General features: G+C 39.1%; 24 protein-coding genes. 13 read left to right on the forward strand and 11 right to left on the reverse strand.

All coding sequences use genetic code 11. From position 1 onward, the window contains the following. Positions 1-139 precede the first annotated feature (139 nt). Entirely contained in the window at positions 140-2,725 is a 2,586-nt protein-coding gene (gene clpB, locus AB1471_RS07335) for an ATP-dependent chaperone ClpB (RefSeq protein ID WP_367779095.1), read from the reverse strand. Between the two features lie 144 nt (positions 2,726-2,869). Here clpB and AB1471_RS07340 point away from each other — a divergent pair, with 144 nt between their 5' ends. Next, on the forward strand, positions 2,870-3,703 hold the full coding sequence (locus tag AB1471_RS07340) for an undecaprenyl-diphosphate phosphatase (protein WP_367779096.1): 834 nt from the start codon (positions 2,870-2,872) through the stop codon (positions 3,701-3,703). A gap of 148 nt (positions 3,704-3,851) precedes the next feature. Here the strand turns inward: AB1471_RS07340 and AB1471_RS07345 are convergent, their stop codons facing one another. Beyond that, on the reverse strand, positions 3,852-4,160 hold the full coding sequence (locus AB1471_RS07345) for a metal-sulfur cluster assembly factor (RefSeq protein ID WP_367779097.1): 309 nt from the start codon (positions 4,158-4,160) through the stop codon (positions 3,852-3,854). A 619-nt stretch (positions 4,161-4,779) separates the two neighbouring features. Between AB1471_RS07345 and AB1471_RS07350 the strand changes: the two genes are divergently transcribed. Then, the gene (locus tag AB1471_RS07350; protein WP_367779098.1) at positions 4,780-5,589 is read left to right on the forward strand and encodes a Cof-type HAD-IIB family hydrolase; all 810 of its coding nucleotides are present in this window, start codon (positions 4,780-4,782) and stop codon (positions 5,587-5,589) included. A gap of 84 nt (positions 5,590-5,673) precedes the next feature. Here AB1471_RS07350 and AB1471_RS07355 read toward each other — a convergent pair whose 3' ends face one another. Beyond that, entirely contained in the window at positions 5,674-6,561 is an 888-nt protein-coding gene (locus tag AB1471_RS07355; protein ID WP_367779177.1) for a YitT family protein, read from the reverse strand. Between the two features lie 135 nt (positions 6,562-6,696). On the opposite strand from AB1471_RS07355, the gene AB1471_RS07360 reads away from it, so the two are divergent. Together AB1471_RS07360 and AB1471_RS07365 are read left to right on the forward strand one after the other, a co-directional pair. Next, positions 6,697-7,566 (forward strand): DegV family protein, encoded by an 870-nt coding sequence (locus tag AB1471_RS07360; RefSeq protein WP_367779099.1) that lies wholly within the window; start codon positions 6,697-6,699, stop codon positions 7,564-7,566. A 10-nt stretch (positions 7,567-7,576) separates the two neighbouring features. Beyond that, positions 7,577-8,917, forward strand: coding sequence for a CoA-disulfide reductase (locus tag AB1471_RS07365; protein ID WP_367779100.1), 1,341 nt, complete (start codon positions 7,577-7,579; stop codon positions 8,915-8,917). 44 nt (positions 8,918-8,961) lie between these two features. Here AB1471_RS07365 and AB1471_RS07370 read toward each other — a convergent pair whose 3' ends face one another. The 5 genes from AB1471_RS07370 to AB1471_RS07390 all read right to left on the reverse strand — a co-directional run bounded on the left by AB1471_RS07370 (position 8,962) and on the right by AB1471_RS07390 (position 15,142). Further along, positions 8,962-9,993 carry a LacI family DNA-binding transcriptional regulator gene (locus AB1471_RS07370; protein WP_367779101.1) on the reverse strand — a complete coding sequence of 344 codons (1,032 nt, stop codon included), beginning with the start codon at positions 9,991-9,993 and terminating at the stop codon, positions 8,962-8,964. 83 nt (positions 9,994-10,076) lie between these two features. Next, a complete protein-coding gene (locus AB1471_RS07375; protein ID WP_367779102.1) occupies positions 10,077-11,615 on the reverse strand; it encodes an alpha-amylase family glycosyl hydrolase in 1,539 nt (512 codons plus the stop codon). A gap of 32 nt (positions 11,616-11,647) precedes the next feature. Beyond that, positions 11,648-12,490 (reverse strand): sugar ABC transporter permease, encoded by an 843-nt coding sequence (locus AB1471_RS07380; RefSeq protein ID WP_367779103.1) that lies wholly within the window; start codon positions 12,488-12,490, stop codon positions 11,648-11,650. Continuing rightward, positions 12,490-13,791, reverse strand: coding sequence for a carbohydrate ABC transporter permease (locus AB1471_RS07385; RefSeq protein WP_367779104.1), 1,302 nt, complete (start codon positions 13,789-13,791; stop codon positions 12,490-12,492). Before AB1471_RS07385 ends, AB1471_RS07380 begins: the two co-directional genes overlap by 1 nt. Before the next feature lie 109 nt (positions 13,792-13,900). Next, on the reverse strand, positions 13,901-15,142 hold the full coding sequence (locus AB1471_RS07390) for a sugar ABC transporter substrate-binding protein (protein ID WP_437342342.1): 1,242 nt from the start codon (positions 15,140-15,142) through the stop codon (positions 13,901-13,903). A 449-nt stretch (positions 15,143-15,591) separates the two neighbouring features. Here AB1471_RS07390 and AB1471_RS07395 point away from each other — a divergent pair, with 449 nt between their 5' ends. The 3 genes from AB1471_RS07395 to AB1471_RS07405 all read left to right on the forward strand — a co-directional run bounded on the left by AB1471_RS07395 (position 15,592) and on the right by AB1471_RS07405 (position 18,915). Then, entirely contained in the window at positions 15,592-16,935 is a 1,344-nt protein-coding gene (locus AB1471_RS07395) for an MATE family efflux transporter (RefSeq protein WP_367779105.1), read from the forward strand. A gap of 174 nt (positions 16,936-17,109) precedes the next feature. After that, the gene (locus tag AB1471_RS07400) at positions 17,110-17,451 is read left to right on the forward strand and encodes a P-II family nitrogen regulator (protein WP_367779106.1); all 342 of its coding nucleotides are present in this window, start codon (positions 17,110-17,112) and stop codon (positions 17,449-17,451) included. Positions 17,452-17,535: 84 nt separating this feature from the next. Beyond that, positions 17,536-18,915, forward strand: a complete 1,380-nt coding sequence (locus tag AB1471_RS07405) for an ammonium transporter (RefSeq protein WP_367779107.1) — start codon at positions 17,536-17,538, stop codon at positions 18,913-18,915. Positions 18,916-19,320: 405 nt separating this feature from the next. Here AB1471_RS07405 and AB1471_RS07410 read toward each other — a convergent pair whose 3' ends face one another. The 3 genes from AB1471_RS07410 to AB1471_RS07420 all read right to left on the reverse strand — a co-directional run bounded on the left by AB1471_RS07410 (position 19,321) and on the right by AB1471_RS07420 (position 21,977). Further along, the gene (locus AB1471_RS07410) at positions 19,321-19,692 is read right to left on the reverse strand and encodes a YisL family protein (RefSeq protein WP_367779108.1); all 372 of its coding nucleotides are present in this window, start codon (positions 19,690-19,692) and stop codon (positions 19,321-19,323) included. Positions 19,693-19,834: 142 nt separating this feature from the next. Next, on the reverse strand, positions 19,835-20,743 hold the full coding sequence (locus AB1471_RS07415) for a fumarylacetoacetate hydrolase family protein (protein WP_367779109.1): 909 nt from the start codon (positions 20,741-20,743) through the stop codon (positions 19,835-19,837). 67 nt (positions 20,744-20,810) lie between these two features. Next, positions 20,811-21,977 carry a DUF418 domain-containing protein gene (locus AB1471_RS07420; RefSeq protein WP_367779110.1) on the reverse strand — a complete coding sequence of 389 codons (1,167 nt, stop codon included), beginning with the start codon at positions 21,975-21,977 and terminating at the stop codon, positions 20,811-20,813. Positions 21,978-22,071: 94 nt separating this feature from the next. Between AB1471_RS07420 and AB1471_RS07425 the strand changes: the two genes are divergently transcribed. The 6 genes from AB1471_RS07425 to AB1471_RS07450 all read left to right on the forward strand — a co-directional run bounded on the left by AB1471_RS07425 (position 22,072) and on the right by AB1471_RS07450 (position 24,249). Continuing rightward, entirely contained in the window at positions 22,072-22,293 is a 222-nt protein-coding gene (locus tag AB1471_RS07425; protein ID WP_367779111.1) for a spore germination protein, read from the forward strand. Further along, the gene (locus tag AB1471_RS07430) at positions 22,290-22,514 is read left to right on the forward strand and encodes a spore germination protein GerPB (RefSeq protein WP_367779112.1); all 225 of its coding nucleotides are present in this window, start codon (positions 22,290-22,292) and stop codon (positions 22,512-22,514) included. The genes AB1471_RS07425 and AB1471_RS07430 overlap by 4 nt, the downstream gene beginning before the upstream one ends. Before the next feature lie 15 nt (positions 22,515-22,529). Beyond that, the gene (gene gerPC / locus AB1471_RS07435; protein ID WP_367779113.1) at positions 22,530-23,075 is read left to right on the forward strand and encodes a spore germination protein GerPC; all 546 of its coding nucleotides are present in this window, start codon (positions 22,530-22,532) and stop codon (positions 23,073-23,075) included. Continuing rightward, on the forward strand, positions 23,072-23,248 hold the full coding sequence (locus tag AB1471_RS07440; RefSeq protein WP_367779114.1) for a spore germination protein GerPD: 177 nt from the start codon (positions 23,072-23,074) through the stop codon (positions 23,246-23,248). Before gerPC ends, AB1471_RS07440 begins: the two co-directional genes overlap by 4 nt. A gap of 2 nt (positions 23,249-23,250) precedes the next feature. Beyond that, positions 23,251-23,664, forward strand: a complete 414-nt coding sequence (locus tag AB1471_RS07445) for a spore germination protein GerPE (RefSeq protein ID WP_367779115.1) — start codon at positions 23,251-23,253, stop codon at positions 23,662-23,664. A gap of 366 nt (positions 23,665-24,030) precedes the next feature. Continuing rightward, the gene (locus tag AB1471_RS07450) at positions 24,031-24,249 is read left to right on the forward strand and encodes a spore germination protein (RefSeq protein WP_367779116.1); all 219 of its coding nucleotides are present in this window, start codon (positions 24,031-24,033) and stop codon (positions 24,247-24,249) included. Positions 24,250-24,314 lie beyond the last annotated feature (65 nt).

The raw sequence follows: 24,314 nt of genomic DNA on the forward strand, positions 1-24,314 counted from the left end.
ATGGGATCATGTTTTTTTAAGTGTATTTCCCGAAAGAATACCCCCCTCCTCAAGGAATGATAAGGGCGTAGTGCAATGAGTTGGGTGGGTATGAATTTCGGGTAATCCTCCACTTCAAGCGTAGCTATGTGGGAGTAGTTCAATCTACCGTCATCTTGTTGTCATTTAGTTTCACAAAAACCTTTTGATGTGGCTTGATTGTCCCTTTTATTAATTCTTTTGCAAGCAGTGTTTCCAGCTCTTTTTGTATAAATCGTTTCAACGGCCTTGCACCAAACGCTGGATCATAAGCTGATTCAGCAATAAAAGCAGCTACATCATCTGAAACAATGAGATCGATGTGTTGTTCTGCCAATCTCACGCGTAGCTCTTCCACCATTTTCCTAACAATTCCAGCCATATGAACCGTTGTAAGTGGATTAAACAGAACAATGTCGTCCATACGATTTAGCAGTTCAGGTCTAAAGTGACTTCTTAGTTCTAACATAACTTTGTCTCGGACGTCATTGCTTTCATTTTGAGTATGGTCAAGCATATAAGACGATCCAATGTTGGATGTCATAATAATGATCGTATTACGGAAATCAACTGTTCGTCCCTTTGAATCAGTAATTCGTCCATCATCAAGCATTTGCAGTAAAATATTGAATACTTCTGGGTGCGCTTTTTCAATTTCGTCAAGCAAAATGACCGAGTATGGTTTTCTGCGAACTGCTTCTGTAAGCTGGCCACCTTCCTCATACCCCACGTACCCTGGTGGAGCTCCGATTAATCTGGCTACCGCATGCTTTTCCATGTACTCTGACATATCCATTCGGACCATGTGCTGTTCACTGTCAAATAGTGTTTTCGCAAGCGTTTTTGCAAGCTCCGTTTTACCAACCCCAGTTGGACCTAAAAAGATAAATGAACCAATTGGTCGATTTGGGTCTTTAATCCCCGCTCTCGCTCGAATCACAGCTTCACTTACCGATTCGACTGCTTCCTTTTGACCAATGACACTTTCAGTTAATATCTCTTCTAAACGTAAAAGTTTTTGACGCTCTCCTTCAACTAAACGATCTACAGGGATTCCTGTCCACCGCGCGACGATGTTTGCGATCTGTTCTTCTGTTACTTCTTCACGCAGTAAACGATCACCTTTATCATCACTTTTGACTTGTTGTTCAAGTGCTTTTAATTCTTTTTCAACGGCAGGAATTTGACCATGCTTCAACTCTGCCGCTTTTGTTAAATTATAATCACTTTCAGCTTCTTCAAGATCTCTTCTTAATTGATCTAGTTCTTCTCGCTTTTGTTGAATGGTTAAAATGGACTGTTTTTCATGTTCCCATTTTGCTCGCATAGCATTGCTTGTTTCTTTTAAATTCGCAAGCTCGTGACGCAAATTTTTCAACCTTTCGCGACTCGCAAGATCATTTTCTTTTGAAAGTGCAGCCTCTTCAATTTCAAGTTGCATGACTCGTCTAGTTGATTCATCTAGTTCTGATGGCATCGAATCAATTTCAGTCCTGATCATCGCACACGCTTCATCCATTAAATCAATCGCCTTATCCGGTAAAAATCGTTCTGTGATATAGCGCGTAGATAAGGAAACAGCTGTTACAAGTGCTCTGTCATGAATATTGACTCCATGATGGATCTCAAAACGTTCTTTCAACCCTCTTAAAATTGATACAGTGTCTTCTTCATTCGGTTCTTGAACAAGTACTTGTTGGAAACGACGTTCAAGTGCAGGATCTTTTTCAATATATTGCCGATGTTCATTTAAAGTGGTAGCGCCAATACAGTGAATTTCTCCACGCGCAAGCATTGGTTTTAACATATTGCCTGCATCCATCGCGCCTTCTGTTTTACCCGCTCCTACAATCGTGTGTAACTCGTCAATAAAAAGTAAAATACGCCCTTCACTCTTTTTGACTTCAGCAAGAACCGCCTTTAACCGCTCTTCAAACTCTCCTCTATATTTTGCACCGGCAACCAATGCACTCATATCGAGTTCAAAAACTGTTTTATCTTTCAGACCTTCTGGAACATCTTTACGGACGATTCGCTGAGCTAAGCCCTCAACGATCGCAGTTTTCCCCACACCAGGTTCACCGATTAAAACAGGATTGTTTTTCGTTTTTCGAGATAAAATTCGTATGACATGACGAATTTCTGAATCTCGTCCAATGACAGGATCCACTTTTCCTTTACGAACTTCTTCAACGAGGTCTCGTCCATATTTAGCAAGCGCTTCATATGTTTCTTCTGGATTTTGTGTTGTCACTCTACGTCCTCCTCTGATCACACCCACCACTTCTTTAAGTTGGGTTCGTTCAACCCCTTGTTGTTGTAGGTATGTTACGATTGGAACAGAAGGAAGTTTCATTAAAGCAATCATCATATGCTCGATTGAAACGTATTCATCTTCATATTCCTGTTGAATTTTAATTGCCTTTTTAAACCATTGTTGTGTACTATTTGAAATGCTCGAACCATATTGACTTTGGTCTCCACTAATGGTTACAAATCGAGCAATTATTTTCGTTATTTCTTCTTTTAAAAGGTGGATATCAACCTCAAGTTTGTGTGTGATTTGTTGGGCAAGACCATCCGTATCATTAATCATAGCAAAGAATATATGCTCTACTTCAATCGTATTATGTTTATGTTCAATCGCTTTATTTTGTCCTGCAACGAGTGCATCTTGTACTTTATATGTCATTTGATCTAGCTTCACTCGATCACCCCTTTGACCATTCTCGACCTTTAAGTTATCGTAGCATTTTCTTTATCAACTTGTACAGAAGGTTGGCTTTACATCGTTAGTGTTAGATGATTAAATTAGGAATAGTGTTTAGATAAAAAGCAGGCGGAGGTTTATATGGAGCTAGAACAGTTATATATCATCTTAAAGTATTTATTTTTAGGCTTATTTCAAGGGTTAACTGAACCAATTCCGGTCTCATCAAGTGGTCATTTGCAACTTGCTCAGTATTTTCTTGGAATTGAAATAGAAGTAAAAGAATTTACTTTTGAGTTAATCGTAAATTCTGCTTCACTGATTGCTGTTCTTTTGATTTATCGTGAAGATATTAAGCGTTTAATCGTTCGTGGATTAGGATACATAAAAACGAAAGATCCAGCGGACAAAAAAGAGTTTCATTTTATTATTTACCTTATTATTGGAACGATTCCAGCAGGTCTGATTGGCGTATTGTTCAGTGATAAGATCTCTGAGAATCTTTCTAGTATTACTACAGTGGCGATTGCACTGATGGTTACAGGTATTGCCCTGTTTATGATTCGTAATTTACGAGGACGTCGCGGAGAAGGCGGCATGACCATTAAAGATGCGATCATTATTGGTTTTGCACAAGCAGTTGCACTTATTCCTGGTATTAGCCGCAGTGGTGCAACGATTGTCGCCGCAATGGCGCGTGGAATTCATCAAGAAACGGCTTTGCGTTACTCATTCCTGTTATTTATCCCGGTAAGTTTGGGTGGAATGGTTCTAAGTATCTCGGACTTTTTAAAAGATGACCAATTGGCAGAGCTTTGGATTCCATATGTAATAGCTTTCCTAGGGGCCCTTATCGCATCCTACTTTTCTTTAAAATGGTTCATGAACATAATGGCCAAAGGTAATCTTGTTTATTTCGCCATCTACTGTTTAACGGTTGGGCCGATTGTATTATTGGTATTATTCTTACAATAGAAATGTATATAAGCAGCTTCGCCATATGTGCGTGGCTGCTTTCTTATCCTTTATTAACGAATTCTAACCTCTTAACATACACTCTCTTACTAAAAAGTAAAAAAGAGACCACGCATTCAAGCGTAATCTCTCCTTATAAAACTCTCAATCATGTTATCCCCAATGCAATTTTAGCGTAACGGGACATATTGTCTCTGCTCCATGGTGGGCTCCACACGATATTCACATCGACTTCTTTTACTTCTGGAATATCTGCTAAGGCAGCTTTTACTTGGTCTACAATAACTGGCGCGAGTGGACAACCCATTGACGTTAGTGTCATTTTCACTTCAGTAGCCCCAGTGTCATCCATATCTACATCATACACCAAACCTAAGTTAACAATGTCTATGCCAAGCTCCGGATCGATTACTTGTTCAAGAGCGCCCATGAGGCTTTCTTTTACATCCTTATCCATTAATATCACTCCTCTAACCTTCTAATCTTTGTCTATCATATCAAACTTAGTCCATAAGTGAAAATGTTTAGTTCAACGATTACACCCAAACCATGTAACCGTCTGAAGTAACCCTTTTCTCGTTACCTTATGTCCTTCGGCTAATCATGGATGAGGCCCCTTCAGACTGTTCAATTTCACTTGAACTACTCACCGCTTAGCTACGCTTGAAGTGGGAGATTCCTGCGAACACCAGTGCAACCAGAGTGCTCTTTGAAAACTGAAGATATGAGGTTGTTGTAGGAAATTCGTTTAACGTAAAATCTTCAACGTTCTACCGTTCACGCTTGCTGAAATTGCGAAAACCACGCTAAGTAAGTGAGCATGTCGAGTCCAACGTCCAGTTTTTTGTTTTTTAGGGTAGGGACTACCCATAGAGCCTGCTAAATAACGTGGTTGTACATTTTTAATATACCAAGTATTTCAGGCTAACGTCTACCCGAAATTCAAGATAAATAATCTCACTACAACAGACAATTTATGATATACCAAGTATTATAAATTTGCAATTATACGAAAAATGAGAGAAAGTGTTACAATAACCATTAGTTAAACTTAATTGCTAAAGGAGATCTACTGAATGGAAAAGCACCTTATTGTATTAGATCTTGATGGAACGTTATTAACCGACCAAAAAAACATCTCAAAACGCACAAAAAACACCTTGCTCAAAGCAAAAGAAAATGGTCATGAAGTGATGATTGCAACAGGCCGTCCTTATCGCGCGAGTGAGGTTTATTACAAAGAACTATCGCTCTCAACCCCTATTGTTAATTTTAATGGTGCATTTGTGCACCACCCTCTAGATAACAAATGGGGGGTTCACCATGAACCTCTTGACCTTACTGTTGTCAAAGAGATAGTAGAGGCTTGCCAAGACTTTAAATTTCATAATATTATTGCTGAAATATTAGACGATGTGTACTTGCATTATCACGATGAAAAGCTATTAGATATTTTTAGCTTTGGCAACCCGAAAATGCAAACGGGTGATTTGAGGACATATTTACCTGCAAGTCCAACAAGTTTACTTATTCACGCTGATGAAGAACATGTTGAAGAAATCAGAAAACATTTGAGTGATGTACACGCTGAGGTGATTGATCACCGCAGATGGGGAGCCCCATGGCATGTGATTGAACTTGTAAAACGTGGCCTAAACAAAGCAGTCGGTTTAAAGAAGGTTGCAGACTCATTGAATATCCCTCAAAGCCGTATCGTCGCTTTTGGTGACGAAGACAATGACTTAGAAATGCTCGAATTTGCTGGAACAGGTGTTGCAATGGGAAATGGCATTCACTCCATTCACACAGTAGCAAATGAAATTACAGCATCAAATAACGACGATGGTATCGCATTGTTTTTAGAAGAAAAGCTTAAGTTAGCTTAAATACTTAAAACTAAAAGACTCACCGTACCCTTAATTGAGGTGTGGTGAGTCTTTTTTGTTGAACAAGCCGCTCCTACTTTAAGTTCATTCATCTTTCCTGAAGAATCCAAAGACTCCGGTGGTTTGCATGACATTGGTAAATGCGTCTGGATCAGCTTTATGGATAATACGTTCAAGTTCAAATAGCTCGTAGCGTGTAATCACAATAATCAACATTTCTTTACTTTCATCGGTAAATGCCCCTCTTGCTGGAACAATAGTGATCCCGCGAACAAGTTTTTGGTGAATAGCTTGTTTTACATCACTTGATTTTTTTGTCACGATCATCGCAGTCAATTTTTCATGGCGTGTGTGGATCGCATCAATTACTCGCGTTGATACATACAAGGTTACAAGAGTATATAACCCTTTTTCCCACCCAAAGATCATACTTGCTGCTAGGATAATTCCAGCGTTCATTGTGAAGAAATATATACCTACTGGTTTATCGTTTAAACGTGATAGAATCATTGCGATAATATCCATCCCACCAGTTGAAGCCCCCCACTTTAGTGTGAAGCCTATCCCTACGCCTGCTATAACACCACCAAACACAGCGTTTAATATAATGTCTGGTGATACCTCTACAATCGGTATAATCGCTAAAAACACACTTGTAAAAACGACAGACACCACGCTGTAAATCGTAAACATCTTCCCTACTCGTAACCATCCTAAGATGATCGCAGGAATATTCAAAATGAGTAGTAAAATACCTGTGGACACAGCGATCGGTGTAAATTCGGTTAAAATATTTGATAATAACTGGGCAAGACCGGTAAAACCACTTGAGAAAACATTTGCTGGAATGAGGAATAAATTAAGTGCTATTGCATTTAGAACTGCCCCAATAATGACGACAATAATTTTTTTCGTTTCAAGCCATAGTGTTTCATTTGAAATTTTTGATAATTTGAATGACCCTTTTGTCATAGCCAACTCATTCCCTTCTTCTTGAACTATCCTTTAGTATTCACATAAACTCAGACTACTCTACACATTTCGTTGTAAATTCTCCCCACAATCGATAAACTTAAAAGACAAATCTTTTAAAAAAGGGTGATAGAAATGAGTTTGCATTTATTTGCTGACAGCGCTTCAGACTTACCAATGGAGTTTTTCACAGAACACCATATCACTTTACTCCCACTTCGTGTACATATTGAAGATGAAGAATATGAGGACCTAGTCAATATTAAGTCAAAGGATGTGTTTGATGCGATCCGAAATAACAAACATCCAAAAACGTCTCAGGCAAGCCCTCAGCAAATAGAGGAAGAATTCACTGCTCTCGCTAAGTCTGGAAATCAAGGACTTTATGTAGCGTTTTCTTCTGAACTATCCGGTACGTATCAAACGGCTGTTATGGTGCATGATCAAGTAAAAGAAGAATACCCTTCTTTAGACTTGGTTATTATAGATTCTAAATGTGCATCCCTAGGATACGGTCTTATTACTCGTCAAGTTGCTACTTTAGCCGCTACAGGAATGTCACGAGATTCTATTGTAAAAGAAGTTGAATTTCACTGTCAACACATGGAGCACCTTTTCACTGTCGAAGATTTAGATTATCTTGCGCGCGGCGGCCGTGTGACAAAAGCATCCGCATTTATCGGTGGCTTGTTAAACATTAAACCACTACTTCATGTTGATAATGGAAAGCTTGTCCCGCTTGAGAAATTACGTGGAAAAAAGAAACTTATGAAACGTATTATTGCACTGATGAAAGAACGTGGAGATGCGCTCGACAAACAAATGATCGGGATTAGTCATGGTGATGATGAAGCATCAGCAAATGAAATTAAAGCGATGATTACAGAAGAATTCGGTACGACATCATTTTATACAGGGATGATCGGGTCGGCTGTCGGCGCGCATGCTGGTCCAGGTACGCTTGCGATCTTCTTCTTAAATAAACGCCCGACTTCTACTAACTAAGGAGGAACTCATGAAAAAGAGAGTACTTGTTATCGGAGCCGTCGCTGGCGGTGCTACGTTTGCTTCTCAGCTTCGAATGCTAGACGATAAAATTGAAATCATCGTGTTTGAAAAAAATGCAACAATGGCGTTCGCGAACTGTGGGTTGCCCTACTATTTAGGTGGCTTTGTGAAACAACAAGATCACTTAATTGCAGCGACACCCCAGTCGTTTCAAAAAGATCGCAATATTGAGGTTCGCATTCAACATGAAGTGATTGCAATTGATCGTGATCAAAAGAAAATTACCATTCAAGATCACATTAAAGATACACGTTATGATGAAACCTATGACTCTCTTGTGCTTTCTCCTGGAGTTACACCTGTAGTCCCTCAAATTGAAGGTTTAAGTCATGCAAATTGCTATACTCTGCGTGCATATGAAGACATGCTCAAAATCGATGAATATGTTGAAGAAAAACCCGAATCCTCAGTCTGTATTGTTGGCGCTGGGTTCATCGGCTTGGAAATGGCAGAGAACTTTAAAGCACGAGGCTTAACTGTACATCTTGTGCAGCGTGCTGGTCATGTGTTAAACATGCTAGATGTTGAATTGGCAAATACCATAGAAGATGAATTAAAGGAACAAGGTATTCATTTATACACGGATACCACGATCGACAAGGTTGATCAAAACGGCACAACACTACATCTTGCGAACGGTAAGATAATTGAAGCAGATTTCTTACTTCTTGCTGTTGGCGTGAAGCCAAACAAACAACTAGCAGAACAGTCTAAGCTTGATATTGGTGAAACGGGTGGAGTTAAAGTAAACCGCTATATGCAAACAAATGATCCATCCGTTTATGCGATTGGTGATGTTATCGAAACGATTGATTTTATCACTGGATCACCTAAGCGCGTGCCACTAGCATGGGTTGCTCACCGCCAAGCATATGTAGCAGCAAGGCATATTGCCAGCGAACCGATTGAGTTTAAAGGAGCTCTTGGTACAGCCATTTGTAAAGTGTTCGATGTGACTGGAGCACTCCTTGGGCATAACGAAAAATCATTACGTGAAAAAAACATTTCGTTTAAAACGGTTTCCCATGAATCAAAACAACATGCCGGGTATTATCCAGGGGCCGAAAAATTAATGATAAAAGTTCATTTTTCACCAAAGGATGGCAAAATATATGGAGCACAGATCGTTGGGAAAGATGGTGTTGATAAGCGAATCGATATTATTGCTACTGCTGTCTCAGCAGGACTCACAGTCTTTGATTTACAAGAAATCGAAATTGCTTACTCACCAGTTTATTCCTCGCCGAAAGATCCAATCAATATGATTGGATACAAAGCTATGAAATAGATAAATTAACAAACCAACACCACAGGTGGTGTTGGTTTGTTAATTTATTTTGTCAACGGACCGGAAGAAAATCGTTTAACAAGATTATGTTGGACGATAATTCGTTTAGCCGGTTCCTCTGGCTTTTCAATCCGCTTAATCAACTGTTTTGATGCTTCGTATCCTAGATCAAAAATATTGATATCCACTGATGACAAAGGTGGTCTGGACATTTCAGATACTAGCACGTTATTAAAGCTCATAATTGAAATATCCCCTGGTACAGCAATCCCTATCTCATTTAATGTATTTAACACGCCTAATGCCATTAAGTCATCAGCAATAACTAGTGCGGTCGGTCGTTCAGACAATGGAAGCTCCATCAGTTCACCTACTGCATCTTTTCCACCTTCAAGCAAAAAGCTTTCATGGAGAACATAATCCTTACGATACGTAATGCCTGCTTCCTCAAGTGCATTCTTGTATCCTAAAAGACGTTCTACCGTCACAACTAAATTAACGTCCCCTCCAACAAAAGAAACGCGTTCATGACCCAATTTAAGCAAATAATCTGTCGCGTCCTTTGTCGCTTGGAAATTATCGTTATCAACATGCGTGATCTCATCGACAAACTTAAACGGTTTACCGATCATCACAAATGGAAAACGCTGTTCACGAAGATACATCAAAATACGATCTTCTACTTTAGAATAAAGCAAAACAACCCCATCCACACGGCCACCTTGAACCATTTGTACAACACCATTGTAGATTTCTTCTTCATCCATTCCCGTAACAAGTTGAAGTGCATATTGTTTTTCATGTGCTCCTTCACTTAATCCACGCAATACTGTTGGAAAAAAGGGGTTTTGAAAGAACACATCTGATGATCCAGGCGTCACGAGCCCAAGCACTTGGGTCGATTGGCTTGCCAGACTTCTCGCAATGAAGTTAGGATGATAACCAAGCTCATCCATTGCTTCACGAACCTTTTCTTTTGTTTTATCACTTATTCTCGGATTGTTTGCAATCACACGAGAAACAGTAGAAGGTGCAACATTTGCAAATTTTGCAACATCTTTAATCGTAATTGACATCGAATCACCCCCATCTTGATGGCGCTCTCACAAAACATCAGCGAAGAGCTGGTACAAATCAACTGCACCAGCTCTCATTACTGTTATTGCTGATTTCTTTTCCCACGTTTTTTCATGTAAATAAACAAACTGATAAAGAAAATCCATACAACTGCAACGGCTGATAAAAGCCAATAATTAAATCCTACTTTGTCGGTAAGAGCATAAATTTCAGCTACTTCACGGTCTAACACAATATCATAGTTTCCATTGTTTTCTCGTACAAGGTCTCCACCTAATAATCCACGTAACTCACCATCATTACGTAGTTCCTCATCAGATAGTGTAACCTTTTGAGTTGTACTCGTATTGTTAATTGCAATAATAATGATCTCGTCTTGATACTCACGTTTATAAACCAACATGCCGTGATCATTATGAAGGACGTCTAATGAACCCCGTGTAAGCGCAGGCAGCTCTTGTCTGAGCCTCCCTAGATCACTTATGTAATCCTTTAGCTCCTCATCAACGTTAAAGTCCATTAAAGGTATATTATCGGGACCTTCTCCACCATCCAGTGCAATTTCCGAGCCGTAATACATAATTGGAATTCCTGGAACAGTGAACATAAAGGCCGTTGCAAGCTCCCAGCGTGTCCCCGGAAACATATTTTCGTCCGCAGCAAGCCTTGTAAAACGACTCATTTCCTGATTATCAATAAAATTGCCCATTAAATAAGGATTTTCAATAAACTGTTGGCTATCGTCCCAATAATTAAATAAGCTAGAGGTGCTTTGGTCGACATTTTTGAATGCTGATCGCATTTGTTCCGCTAATGGAAAATCAAGAAAGCCATCAATCCCAGGATTTGCGTAAGTAGCAATTTCTCCAATTTCATTGCCATACACTTCGCCAATCAAGTAAAAATTTTCTTTAACAGATTTTACTTCCTGTGAAAATTCGGTCAAAAAATCGGCTGTTACGTGCTCTACATTATTTAAACGGTAACCATCAATGTCCGTTTCTTCAATCCACCATTTTGCCGCATCAAATAAATACTCACTTACTTCCGGATTTTCCGTATTCAATGCTGGCAATCCATCGATCCATTCATTTTGCACGTGATCTAAATCGTTGTCCATCGGGCTCTCCTCGTGGTACCAATCTTCTTTTTTGGAGTCACTCACCCATGGATGATTTGGCCCAGTGTAGCTAACTACAAAATCAAGAATTACCTTGATTCCACGTTCATGTGCCGCGTCAACTAATTGTTTAAATTCATCGATTGAACCAAAATGATCTTCGGTTTCGTAAAAATCTTCAATCCAATATCCATGGAACCCGCCCTCTTCATTTTGAAAGATTGGCGTTAACAGCATCGTGGTAAATCCCATGTCGTCAATGTGATCTAAACGATCTTGAATCCCTTTGAAGTCACCACCGTGGTATGCAAGTGGATCTTGCGTATCGATGAATTGATCATTGGAGGAATCACCATTTGCAAAGCGATCCACCATTAAAAAATAAATTGATTCATCCTGCCATTTTCTCTCTTCCTTTTCAACAGCGAACGCACTTGTGGCAAAAACGCTATTAAAAAGGAGGATCGTGATGAGAAAAAGAGCTCCATTGACTCTTCCCATCTCTCTCCCTCCTCCTCTGTCTCTCTCTATTCTTACCCTTTTGTTCCTCCAGCAGTTAAACCTGAGATTAGGAAGCGCTGGGAAAGTAAGTATACTACTGCGATTGGTACTGCGATCAAAATCGAACCTGCTGCGAATCGAGTGAAGTTGTTATCAAATTGGTTACTGATAAAATTGAATAACCCAAGAGCCAACGTAAACTTTTCTGGATCACGCAAAATAATACGTGGTAATAAGAAGTCAACGAAAGGAGCCATGAAATTAAACAACGCAACCACACCAAGAATCGGTTTTGCAAGTGGGAGCATAATTTTGAAAAACACACCTAAATGACCTGCTCCATCAATACGTGCTGCTTCATCTAGTTCACGTGGTATTGTATCAAAATACCCCTTTACTAGCCAAGCATTAAATGGAATTTGCCCGCCAATATAGATCAAAGTAAGTCCAATTAGTGAATCAAATAATCCAATCATGTTCAACATCACGTAAATCGCTACCATCGCCATGATCGCGGGGAACATCTGTAGAAGTAAAAATGCATACAACCCATATTTCCGCCCAACAAAGCGATAGCGAGAAAATGCGTACGCGACAAACGATGTTATGACAACTGAGAAAAACGCATTTGCAAGCGCTACATAAACACTATTTTTATACCACGTTAGATAATCGCTGTTTGGATCTGTGAATAACCACTTATAATGAACGAGCGACCAGTTTTCAGGGATTAACTGAGCAGAATAAAGGCTTGTACCAGGATTTAAGGACATCCCAACGGTCCAAAGCAATGGATAACCAATGACAACTGCCATAAAAGTTAAGAATAAATAAATGAACATTACCTCTAAACGGGACTTTGCTTTACGACTCATCAAGTTTTCTCCTCCTCTTTAAAGGCACGCGTTCTTGTAAATTGGAAGATTGCAAACCCAGTAACAATTAATCCGAGAATAATCGTAATAGCAGCGGCCATACTATATTGATTTAATTCAAATGTTAGGTTGTAAACCCATGAAATTAAGATATCTGTTCCTCCGGCGTTTTGCCCCCGTACAGGTGGTCCTCCTTCATTAAACAGATAAATAATATTAAAGTTATTAAAATTCCCTGCGTACTGCATGATTAAAAGTGGTGCAGTTGCAAAAAGTACATGCGGGAGTGTAATATGCTTGAATTTTTGCATACGGCTAGCACCATCAACATCCGCCGCTTCATACCAATCCTTCGAAACACTTTGAAGAATGCCAGTAAATAAAGCAAAAACAAATGGGAAACCAAGCCAAGTCTGTATCATGATTAACGCAATTCTTGTGTAGAATGGATCTTGCAACCATGGGAGTGAAAGATTGAAAATTGCTAGAATATCCGTATTTACAGCTCCGAATCGATCATTAAACATCGCGGAAAAAACCAAAATAGTTACAAATGCCGGAACTGCCCATGGTAAAATTAAAATCGTACGAATCAATCGTTTAAATTTAACTCGAGGATCATTTACAATCAAAGCTAAAAATAGCCCAAGTGAAATTTGGAGTGTTGTCGCAACCAAAGTCCAGACAACCGTCCATGAAAATACACTAACGAACGTGTCTCTCCATACACCTCCATCATTACCAATAAATAGTCTTTCAAAGTTTTCAAACCCTACCCATGACAGTAAAGCACGTGGAGGTTGATTGTATTGGCTATAATCCGTAAAAGCTAATGTAAACGTGAAAAGAAGAGGCAACACTACGATAAATACAAGCATAATTAATCCAGGTGTTACAAAGAAATAAGGAAAACCAACGTCCCATACATTTTTTAACGCTTCTCTTGGGGTTAAAATTTTTACACCGTCACGAATTTTAATCGCATCTTTTTTTGCATCTTTAACGTTCGCTACATACAACGTAATCGCAAACGCAATAAGAATAATTGAAATCAGCCCATAAATTAGAAGAATAATTGAATGATCTGTGCCCTCTAATGTACCAAGCGTTAAAATACCCCAGATCCCATGGTTTAAAAAACTACCTAATGTCAAAATGAATGACACTTCTAAAATGAGAAATAAAACCCCTTTAATGTATCTGCGGTTGTAAATTTGCCCTAGACCCGCAAGTAAAATTGATAAGAGTACAGCTTTATTGGGGTTGTGCTGTTTTTTAGCTGTTGGCTTTGCAATCGACACGTCATCGCCTCCCTAGTAAGGATGATCAATAGAAAATCAAATCAATTTATCCTATAAAATACAGTGGATAGAAAGAGGGAATCCTTCTATCCACCAAAGTCATATTTTTTTATTGTAATGCAGCGATGTTATCTTTAATTTGTTGCACAGCTTCGTCTAACACTTCTTGAACATCATCACCTTGGCCAATGAAATGGAGTGCATCATTGATTGGATCCCATACTTGTTGCATTTCAGGTGTTGATGGCATTGGTGTACCATATTGAATTTGTTCAGCGAAAGGTGCGATAAGTTCATTTGAAGTAACTGCATCGCTTTCAAGAGCCGCTTGGTTTGCAGGAAGTTCACCAGCTTGTTCAAAATAAAGCGTTGAGTTTTCTTCATTGGTAATGAATTTCATTAGGTCAGTTGCCCACTCTTTATTATCTGAGTACTCAGATAGCATCCATGATTTCACACCTACAAAAGATGTTGCCTTATTGCCGTCTACCGTGGGAAGAATAGCTGTTCCTAAGCTATCGTTCAGTGCTTCTTCATAAGCAGGAATGCTCCAAGGACCCGTAATTACTGTAGCAACTTTACCGTCTTGGAAGAGGCCATTCATGACGTCAGCCTCCATCTCTACTGGAATGTATCCACTTTGGTACCAAGATTGAATTAGTTCACCACCTGCTACTGCGCCTTCATTGTTAAGGCCGATGTCGGAAACATCATATTCTCCTCCTTTATTGTTAAACACGTAAGCTCCGTTAGCCCCGAAAAACGGATATGAAAAATAGAAATTAGCTGCTTCCATTAAGAACCCGTAAGTATCTGTTGAAGTATCCGTTTGCTCTTCAGCAATCGCCATCAACTCTTCCATTGTCGTTGGTGCCTCGTCAACTAAATCTTTATTGTAGAAAGTACCGTATGTTTCAACAACAAGAGGAGCTCCCCAAATTTCTCCATCAAATGTTACTGCCTCTATTGCTGTTTCTGAATATTCACCTTCAGCATCCCCAAGATCTACTGGTGTAGCTAGATTTTGAAGAATGATGTTTCCAATACGATCATGCGGTTGGAAGAAAAGGTCTGGACCGTTACCTGCAGGACCATCAAGATTTAACGCTTCAATTTGATCAAGCATGTTCATTGGCGTTGCTTCAATTTCAATTCCAGTTTCTTCTGTGTATTTAGAAAAAATTTCATCTAAAGCCGCTTTTTGATCTTCCACAGGGTTTACCCATACTTTTAATGATTCTGGCTTTTCAGCTTCTTCTGGCTCTTTTGCCTCATCACGATCTGGTGCGCAAGCTGCTAGCATAACGACTAACAGCAGAAACATAGCAAAAATCAAAAAATACTTTTTCAAAATCCATCCCTCCCAAAGGTTTTATACTGGTTTGGACAAACGTTTGCACAAAATCTTTTTAAAAAATGTCGAAGAAAATCCTAACAACACTTAATCGCTGGCATTTTGTTGTGAAAGCGTTTGCACAATCTACTTTTCATTATAATCCAATTTTAAAAGAATACAATAGAAAATTTCCATTACTCTCTCAGAAAATCATTATCTATTCGTGACCTCTCTTAAACTACTACTTCCCTTTGTCGTACGAGCCTCTTAATTGAGACCGGCAAACGCACTGTCACAAACTTACTTACAAACGAAAAGTATAAATGGAAAAACGGTCATATTAAAATCGATCCGACGGATGGGTTATTTTGAAAATACATTAAATAGTTATTCAGGGGCTGGTACAAAGGATTTTTCATTTCTTGTCAGTCCCTTTGCTGTTCAACAGCAAGGAGGAACCACACATGAAAAAACCAGTAAAGCTTACCCTTTTCGCCTTAACCTGGCCTATTTTTATTGAAATTTCTCTGCACATGCTTATGGGAAACGCAGACACATTGATGCTAAGTCAGTTTTCTGATAATAGCGTGGCAGCAGTAGGTATATCAAATCAAATTTTGTTTTTAATCATCGTCATGTTTGGTTTTGTTGCAACAGGGACCTCGATATTAGTTGCACAATATATAGGAGCTGAACGCCATCGAAGCGCTGCTGAGATATCCGTCGTTTCAATAGCAGCAAATTTAGGCTTTGGTGTGCTACTAAGCATGGCGATATTTATATTTAATGAACAAATTCTACAACTTATGGACATTCCCAATGAATTACTAGCTGAATCCACAGTCTATCTAAAAATTGTCGGTGGACTTTCGTTTATTCAAGCACTCATCATGACAACAGGTGCCATTTTACGGAGCTATGGGTATACCAAGGATGCCATGTATGTCACGCTTGGTATGAATATTTTAAATGTGATCGGAAACTATTTATTCATCTTCGGGCCTATGGGATTCCCTATTTTAGGTGTAGAAGGTGTTGCATATTCAACCGTGACAAGTCGATTGATTGGACTAATCATCATATTGATTATTTTGTTAAAAAGAATACCAAATGCCTTACCATTTAAGGAGTTATTTTCTCTTCCTAACACACATATTAAAAACTTGCTTAGAATCGGCGTTCCTTCTGCCGGTGAACAGCTCTCTTATAATGCTTCCCAACTTGTTATTACTGCGTTTATTGCCATGATCGGAACGGAAGCGATCACCACAAAGGTGTATACGCAAAATATTATGATGTTTATCTTTTTATTTGCGATCGCAATCGGACAAGGAACACAAATTATCATTGGTCACATGGTTGGTGCAGGAAAATATGAGGAAGCATACAAGCGATGCCTTAAGAGTTTAAAACTCGCCATTTTAATTTCCTTGATTATGGCCATTGCCTTCTCGTTTGTATCTAGATCGTTGTTTGGACTTTTTACTGATAATCAAGACATTATTACACTTGGATCAACACTAATCTTATTAACCATTATTTTAGAGCCTGGACGAAGTTTTAATTTGGTCATCATCAATGCATTGCGTGCAGCTGGCGATGTGCGCTTTCCAGTTTATATTGGTATTGCCTCTATGTGGGGAATCGCTGCCACTCTCTCCTATGTATTAGGGATCGTTTTCGGTCTTGGACTTATTGGTGTGTGGATCTCTTTTATTCTCGATGAATGGCTCCGAGGTATTTTAATGCTACGCCGTTGGCGATCAAGAATATGGATCAGAAAGCAATTCGCGCAGAGAGAACAATAATTTAAGTAAACGTAAAAAAAGAGTTCACCACTTGGTGAACTCTTTTTCATGTTATAAAACCTAACATTAAAATTATTTTATTTTAAAAAACGGTTGCTTTTTATTAGTTTTCTGAATATTATTAGATAAATAACTCATTTGATGTTATAAAAACTAACACAAGGAGCGGTTCAGATGAAAAAAATCGAGGCAGTTATTCGTCCAGAAGTGTTTCAAGAACTTCGGGAATCTTTGGTTTATATCGGAATTAGTGGCTTAACTGTATTTGAGGCAGCAGGATGCGGAAACCAAAAAGGAAAACAAGGAGCTTTCCGTGGAACCACTTTTGAACTCCCACTCGTTTCACGAATTAAAGTGGAGATGGTAACAGAAGAACACATGGTGGATAAAATTATCGATACCATTCTCGATGCTTGTGGAACAGACCAAATTGGAGACGGTAAGATTTTCATCTCACCCATTGAAGAAATAATACGTATTCGCAGTGGAGAACGAGGAAAAGAAGCCGTGTTATAAACAAAAGCAAAGACAGACGTTTAGATAGCTAGATAAACAAGCTAGAAGCGTTTATTCAACAACATTAATTTTGGAGGTGCAACAATGAAAAAGAAAATTGGAGCAATCGTACTTGTAGGAAGCATATTATCAACCAGTACACTCGCAGCTCCCGCCACAGCAGAAAGTGTTCAATTGTCACTTGATACGATGTGGGTTATGATCGCTGCCATTTTAGTATTTTTTATGCATGCAGGTTTCGCTATGGTGGAATCAGGATTTACACGAGCAAAAAACACATTAAATATTTTAATGAAAAATTTACTAACAATTTCAATCGGCTCTATACTATATTTCTTGGTTGGTTACGCCATAATGTTTGGTCGTTCAAACGGGTTCATCGGTACGAGTGGGTTTGCTTTAAATGGAGTTGAAGACATCGGCTTCTTCTTATTCCAAGCTGTTTTCGCCGCAACTTGTGCAACCATTATTTCAGGCGCTGTTGCTGAACGCATGAAGCTAAGTAGTTACTTGATCTTAACGATTCTGATGACAGGTGCGATTTATCCGGTTGTTGGTCACTGGGTTTGGGGTGGCGGCTGGATTTCCGAATTAGGATTTGTTGATTTTGCCGGTTCCACTGTCGTTCATTTAACCGGTGCAGTTGGAGCGTTTATTACAGTCCTATTTCTTGGATCACGTGTTGGTAAGTATGATGGGAAACGAGTCAACGCGATCCCTGGACATAACATTCCAATTGGCGCATTAGGAGTATTTATTCTTTGGTTTGGTTGGTTTGGTTTTAATGGAGGAAGTTCATTGGCTGCTGATCCAACACTTGTGCCTACTGTTATTTCAACGACATTATTATCTGCTTCAGGCGGGGTAATCTCGTCTGCTCTTTATACAAAAATACGATTCAAGAGAATTGACCCTTCTATCACACTAAACGGTGCTCTTGGCGGACTTGTTGGGATCACAGCAGGAACAGCAAACGTTTCATTGATAGGAGCGATTGTCATCGGATTAGTAGCAGGCGTTATTCTTGCAGAAGGGATTCGATTGATTGATGTCGTGTTACGTGTCGATGATCCAGTAGGCGCGATCGCTGTGCATGGTATTTGTGGCATTTGGGGTACACTAGCCGTTGGGTTGTTTGACTCAGTACACGGAGTATTTTATGGCGGGGGCTTCCAAATGCTTGCTGTTCAAGCAATTGGTGTTGGAGCAGTAATCACGTGGACATCACTTGCTGTTGGGGCAACCGTGTTCATCATGAAATCAGCTGGTAGTATTCGCGTTTCAAGAGAAGAAGAACTAGCTGGATTGGATTATGCTGAACATGGTTCAAATGCTTATGAATTTAAAGAAGCACTCGTATCTTCAAGCTCATCACAAACGGAAAATACAAATGGTGATTTAGTAGAGCGATTGAATCAACTTGGAGCGTCAATGAAAAAACAAAGAGCGAGGAAATCAGTTTAATTTTTGGAAGGTCATATAGCCAACGTTTTCCCGTTTTCTTAACAGGTAGTTTATATACAAAACGAGTGATCGGAAGAGAAACACTTCCAATCACTCGTTTTTCTTTTCAAACAAACTCACCACTTAGCGCGTGAAAACTTTATAATTATTATGACGTATTTCGTCCAAGGTAGCCCAATAATTCATCATATAAAGTTAAGGATCCTTTCAATATCTGAGATTTCTAATCTCTTCAACATTCTCGACAAACGAAAGGTATAGTGAGGTAAGCTAAATCTTTTTGTCTACTACACCTAAATCAAATCATAAGTTTTTTAAAATTAAACTTTACTTACCATTCATAGTAATATGTAAGTGACTTTGCGGACAAAACAAAAAGTCGCTCGAAAGCGACTTTTAAAAGACTTACATGAAGAAATTGAATCCAACTGGCAAACGGAAGCCTAAATATAGTGTTCCTAAAAGTGCCAAGATTAATAGAATCCACATTACGCCCGTTGGTTTTCCTTTTTTACTACGCACAAGAACCATTTCCATAAATCCAATCACTAAGACTCCTAGCAAAAACTTGACACCGTAAAGTGCTGGATCGATTGATGAATGAATAAAAAACAGTGCCGCTCCTGTGCCAATAATCAATAGATAAAATAGACGTAGGACCATATGCGAAATCTTACTACCCTTCACCTGTCCACTTTTATGTAACCCAACAGCCACAAAGAATAGAATTAAACCAATTACCCACGTTGTTATGTGTAAATGCGTCGTTTCAAACATAGTAAACCTCCTACTAACTAAAATAGATTGCAACTCTATCGTACCATATTTCCCCGTATTTAATTGCCAAAACCTTGTCTCTTTCGTGAAAATAAACCTAAGCCATTTAAAAACCGACTGCATCGAGCAGTCGGTTTTTAACTTATTCTCCTATTCCATTATTCAATGTTCCAATCCCTTGAATCGAAACCTTCACTTGATCTCCTTTTTTCAAGAAGATTGGTGGATTCAATCCTTTTCCTACTCCAGCAGGTGTACCCGTTGCAATAACATCTCCCGGTTCGAGTGTCATGCCTTTTGATAGAGTTGAAATAATTTCTTCGATTGAGAAAATCATGTCTTGTGTATTGCCATTTTGGCGAATTTCGTCATTTACTTTTGTCACAATACTTAACTCATTAGGGTAGGGAATTTCATCTTTCGAAACAAGATAAGGTCCCATTGGACACGTTTCATCCAAGCTTTTACCAAGGAAAAACTGCTTATGTTTCGCTTGTAAATCTCTTGCTGTAATATCATTTAAAATCGTATAGCCAAATACATAATCGATCGCTTGCTGTTCTGGAATATTTTTTCCTTTTTTTCCAATAACAACAGCCAACTCTCCTTCATAATCAAGTTCTTTTGTTAACTCTTCATGAGGTGGAATGGGCGCGTGATCACCAGTAATTGTGGTCGATGCTTTTGTAAACACAACAATATCTTTTGGTAGATCTTTCTCAGACCCCATTTCAAGAACATGATCTTGATAATTCTTTCCGATACACATAACGTTTTTAGGTGTACGAGGGATGGGTGCCTCCCAAACTAGGTCCATAAATTTCACTTTGTAACGTGAAACTTGATCACTTTCTACTGCTGCGCTGATACATTTACGAACCGTTTCTTGCAGCTCCATTCCGTTTTGAATACCTTCTAGAAGAGTAGCAGGTACGGACTCATTTGGAAGTAACTCTTTATGAATTCGTACAATATTCCAAGCAGCTTCTTCTTTTTTTACTTTCACCCCGTACAGCAGGGCGCCTTCAAAACGAAAAGATAGAAATTTCATTGGATGAACACTCCTTAAAGTCTGAATTATTATTCTATTATACATTCTTTCTCTCTTTAGTGTACGGTTATTTTACTTTTTTCCCGTATGAAAGTCGTCTCCAGAGAGATTCCATCGGACCACGCTGAAATCTAGCTAACCACAACTCTGATAAAATCATTTGAACGACGAAAATTGCTAGAGCAAGTAGTATACTAGTTGAAAGATTCACTTCATCGTATAACCCCAATCCATAGCTGTAAAAAATTAATGTTCCAATCACAGACTGCAACAAATAGTTTGTCAAAGACATGCGACCCGTTTGTGCAAATGGACGTAATAGCTTGACGCTCTTTGTACTCGTCATCAGCAAAGCGATTAGTGCCATGTATGCCATGGACAGCAACGGACCACCGACGAAGTCTTGGATAAAGGAAAATGCTAGATTCTTCTCTCCCCAATACGGAGCCGTCTTTAACACTAATGCAATTGGTAATGTAATTAGCGTGATCACTAGCAGTGATTTTTTCTTCTCTTTCGCTCGTTCTAGTAATCGAAGCTTTGAAACGCCTGCTCCAATCATCATTAAGGGAAGAAGTGCAATAATCAACGAGACAAAAGCAGTTGGACTGTTTGCAAACATCCAGTCATTGTACCTTTGAGCAAAAATATCTCCAATACTCCCGTTTCCATATGCATCAACTGATGATTGAATTTCTTGCACACCGCTGAAGTACGTTACACTTATGGGATCAACTACGTAAGCAAGTACAAGCACACCAGAGATCAAAATTTGAGGTAACAAGAATAGTATAAGCCCTAGTATAAGCAACCATTTCCCATCCAACTTCAACAACCATATTAATAAAAATCCAACCATTGCATAACTAATTAAAATATCTCCTGACCAAATAACAAATGCATGAATTACTCCAATTACGAGTAATATAAATAGTCTCTTCATAGCAAACGGAATGAAATTGGTTCCCTTTTCGATCGAACGGCGGAATTGAATAGCAAGTCCATAACCAAACATCATTGTAAATATCGGATAAAAGCTTGCTTGAATAAAAACATCTATCCACCAATAAACTGGACGATTAATTGAATCTCCCCACCATGTGTATGGATCGTAATAATACATCGGTGAATGAAAGGCGATCATATTGACGATAAAAATCCCTAATAACGAAAAACCTCTCATTACATCAAGTGAAGCGATTCTGCTCGATGGTTCTATAGGTTGAAGTTTCACATTGACTCCTCCATTCCACTCTCATTTTCACGTTTTTATGTATCCAACATATAATGTAACATCATTCGAATAACTTTGCGAAAGGATGTTTCTCATGCCTGGAATTGTAGGATGCATTCAAGTTCTCGACATCGGATCAAGCGCTGTCATGCATATCGGCGATTGTTATTCCATCCAACCATACTCCGCTACTAAAACATTTGCAGGCGCAGGATCATTTAATACAGGAGATGGACTATACGTTACGAACCATCAATCAGCAACAAATACGTGGGACAATGATGTAGTCGATCAACCTATAGGGTTAACACTATGAGCAAGGTAACAATTAATCAACAAATTTCAATTAATCAACAAATTTGTATCAATATGATCAAGATTGGATTTATGTCTAATTCGTCCGTCTTACAAATTGGGACTTGTGGCACGATCCTATCATGTTCAGAGACAGCAAATACTGGTGGTTTCATAGGTCCTACACCAGAAATCGAAACATCTAAAACACAAGTCATCGATCCAAATACCAACCTTGATTAACTGGGAGGTGTTGTCATGCAACAACTGTATCATCAAATCTACATTTTACAGCAACAGCTTGCACAATGTATGGATCGTTTAGGAAAAATCGAACAACAACTCGATGATGGATCCAATGAGCAACGATCCCCTTCCACTATTCACATTGAAAAAATAGAATATAAATTTGATCAGTTAAAGGTAGAAACACTCGAAGGAACCTTATCGATCGGTTTATCACCTACTGAACTCGCAAAGCATAATGTGGAGATACCTTGTTGCGATACGGCCGATCCTACGTATGAACAAACAAGACAGTTTATTGAAAATCAAATTCCAACTATATTCGCTGGTCATTCTTCTATCGTGGACCCTGCTGGACAACCAATTTCAAAAGAGCAGCTGACAGATCAACTCCTACAACAGCTCCCCCAACGAACAGAACAGCTAAAAGCAAACCATAAAGGGCCAGCTCCTTTATCTAACGAACAACTAACTGCTTTACTCAATCGTGATGTTGCCCATGCACTTCATGCGCTCCGTGCGCAACAACCTAAATCAGGAGAAGAGGGATCGCATTGATAATCGTTCAGCAACAGGAAAATAAAATTGATTACCTCGAAGTTAAAATTGTGTCAACTTCCTCACTCGTTCATATGGGGGATGTTGGATGTATCCAACTCGACTCTGCCTTTGATTCTCCAGCAGAATCGGTTGTTGAAGGTACATTTGTACCTCTAATACCACAGGGTTAGTCATGTATTCAAAAATTGGAAACGTATCTATTATCGACTTTTCATCTTCATCTGTTCTTCAAGTTGGTGATTCGAATAACATCGACAGCTTAGCAAACGTCTTCGCGGTTCAACGACAACAAGAGCAATTCTATAATTTTGAAGCTCCTTATTCCATGTATCCCATTTTTTCTAGACCACCAAAGCCCTTCCGGTGTAGTTGTCCACCAACGTTGAACTACCCCAGCAAGAATACGGTAGGTATATTTCGCAATATAGGTTTCGACGCTGCTTCAGTCTTGCATGTAGGAAATACGTGTCATGTTCGAATGGTCTCTCGTGTAATAAATGTTCGTCAACTAGAAAAACCCTTGCAGGACAAGGAGGCAGAACCGGCCGTTCCCGGTATATTGGTACCACTACAACCACTGGGTTAATCCTGTATTCAAATATCGGAAACGTTTTATTACCAACGTTTCATCTGCATCTGTTCTTCAAATTGGCGATTCGAATAACACCCGCAGCTTAGCGAACATCATAGCGGTTCAACGATAACAAGAGCAACTCTTTAATTTTGAATCTCTTTTTCCATGTAATTCATTTTCCCTCGAACAGCAAAGCAGTTAAATTGCCAGCCAACTTTGATCCGCCCCAAGCAGGAATGTGGTCGATTTATTTGGCTCTAAAGATCTCGACGCTGCTTCAGTCTTGCATGTAGGAAATCCATGTTATATTCGAATGGTCTCTCTTGTAATAAATATTCGTCAACTAGAAAAATTCTCGCAGGATAAGGAGTGAGTTAATTGCCTGCTATAGTCGGCCCCGTTCAAATAATAAATGTTGGAGCTGGGACTGTTCAATTTGGAGATATTGGTATCAATTCTCCAAAAAGTTCTGAGCAATCCTCATCTGGCTCTGGGTCGTTTAACACTGGTCCATTTATTCTCAATAATAATATTTTTAGTGTAAACCCAACGATTTCTACAAGCGGAATCAACCAACCCATTGCTGGAACCCTCTAACAAAGCAACATTTTTTCTTGTATAAAGAGTAAAAAATGACGTAGTGTCTTCCCACTACGTCATTT

Origin of the sequence: Jeotgalibacillus marinus, assembly GCF_040801915.1 — a bacterium.
GTDB lineage: Bacteria > Bacillota > Bacilli > Bacillales > Jeotgalibacillaceae > Jeotgalibacillus > Jeotgalibacillus marinus.

What these genes read in the sequence shown, in the direction of transcription:
- AB1471_RS07340 (WP_367779096.1), top strand. Translation starts at nt 2,870, where the DNA reads ATGGAGCTAGAACAGTTATATATCATCTTAAAGTATTTATTTTTAGGC.
- AB1471_RS07345 (WP_367779097.1), bottom strand. Translation starts at nt 4,160, where the DNA reads ATGGATAAGGATGTAAAAGAAAGCCTCATGGGCGCTCTTGAACAAGTA.
- AB1471_RS07350 (WP_367779098.1), top strand. Translation starts at nt 4,780, where the DNA reads ATGGAAAAGCACCTTATTGTATTAGATCTTGATGGAACGTTATTAACC.
- AB1471_RS07355 (WP_367779177.1), bottom strand. Translation starts at nt 6,561, where the DNA reads ATGACAAAAGGGTCATTCAAATTATCAAAAATTTCAAATGAAACACTA.
- AB1471_RS07360 (WP_367779099.1), top strand. Translation starts at nt 6,697, where the DNA reads ATGAGTTTGCATTTATTTGCTGACAGCGCTTCAGACTTACCAATGGAG.
- AB1471_RS07365 (WP_367779100.1), top strand. Translation starts at nt 7,577, where the DNA reads ATGAAAAAGAGAGTACTTGTTATCGGAGCCGTCGCTGGCGGTGCTACG.
- AB1471_RS07370 (WP_367779101.1), bottom strand. Translation starts at nt 9,993, where the DNA reads ATGTCAATTACGATTAAAGATGTTGCAAAATTTGCAAATGTTGCACCT.
- AB1471_RS07375 (WP_367779102.1), bottom strand. Translation starts at nt 11,615, where the DNA reads ATGGGAAGAGTCAATGGAGCTCTTTTTCTCATCACGATCCTCCTTTTT.
- AB1471_RS07380 (WP_367779103.1), bottom strand. Translation starts at nt 12,490, where the DNA reads ATGAGTCGTAAAGCAAAGTCCCGTTTAGAGGTAATGTTCATTTATTTA.
- AB1471_RS07395 (WP_367779105.1), top strand. Translation starts at nt 15,592, where the DNA reads ATGAAAAAACCAGTAAAGCTTACCCTTTTCGCCTTAACCTGGCCTATT.
- AB1471_RS07400 (WP_367779106.1), top strand. Translation starts at nt 17,110, where the DNA reads ATGAAAAAAATCGAGGCAGTTATTCGTCCAGAAGTGTTTCAAGAACTT.
- AB1471_RS07405 (WP_367779107.1), top strand. Translation starts at nt 17,536, where the DNA reads ATGAAAAAGAAAATTGGAGCAATCGTACTTGTAGGAAGCATATTATCA.
- AB1471_RS07410 (WP_367779108.1), bottom strand. Translation starts at nt 19,692, where the DNA reads ATGTTTGAAACGACGCATTTACACATAACAACGTGGGTAATTGGTTTA.
- AB1471_RS07415 (WP_367779109.1), bottom strand. Translation starts at nt 20,743, where the DNA reads ATGAAATTTCTATCTTTTCGTTTTGAAGGCGCCCTGCTGTACGGGGTG.
- AB1471_RS07425 (WP_367779111.1), top strand. Translation starts at nt 22,072, where the DNA reads ATGCCTGGAATTGTAGGATGCATTCAAGTTCTCGACATCGGATCAAGC.
- AB1471_RS07430 (WP_367779112.1), top strand. Translation starts at nt 22,290, where the DNA reads ATGAGCAAGGTAACAATTAATCAACAAATTTCAATTAATCAACAAATT.
- gerPC (WP_367779113.1), top strand. Translation starts at nt 22,530, where the DNA reads ATGCAACAACTGTATCATCAAATCTACATTTTACAGCAACAGCTTGCA.
- AB1471_RS07445 (WP_367779115.1), top strand. Translation starts at nt 23,251, where the DNA reads ATGTATTCAAAAATTGGAAACGTATCTATTATCGACTTTTCATCTTCA.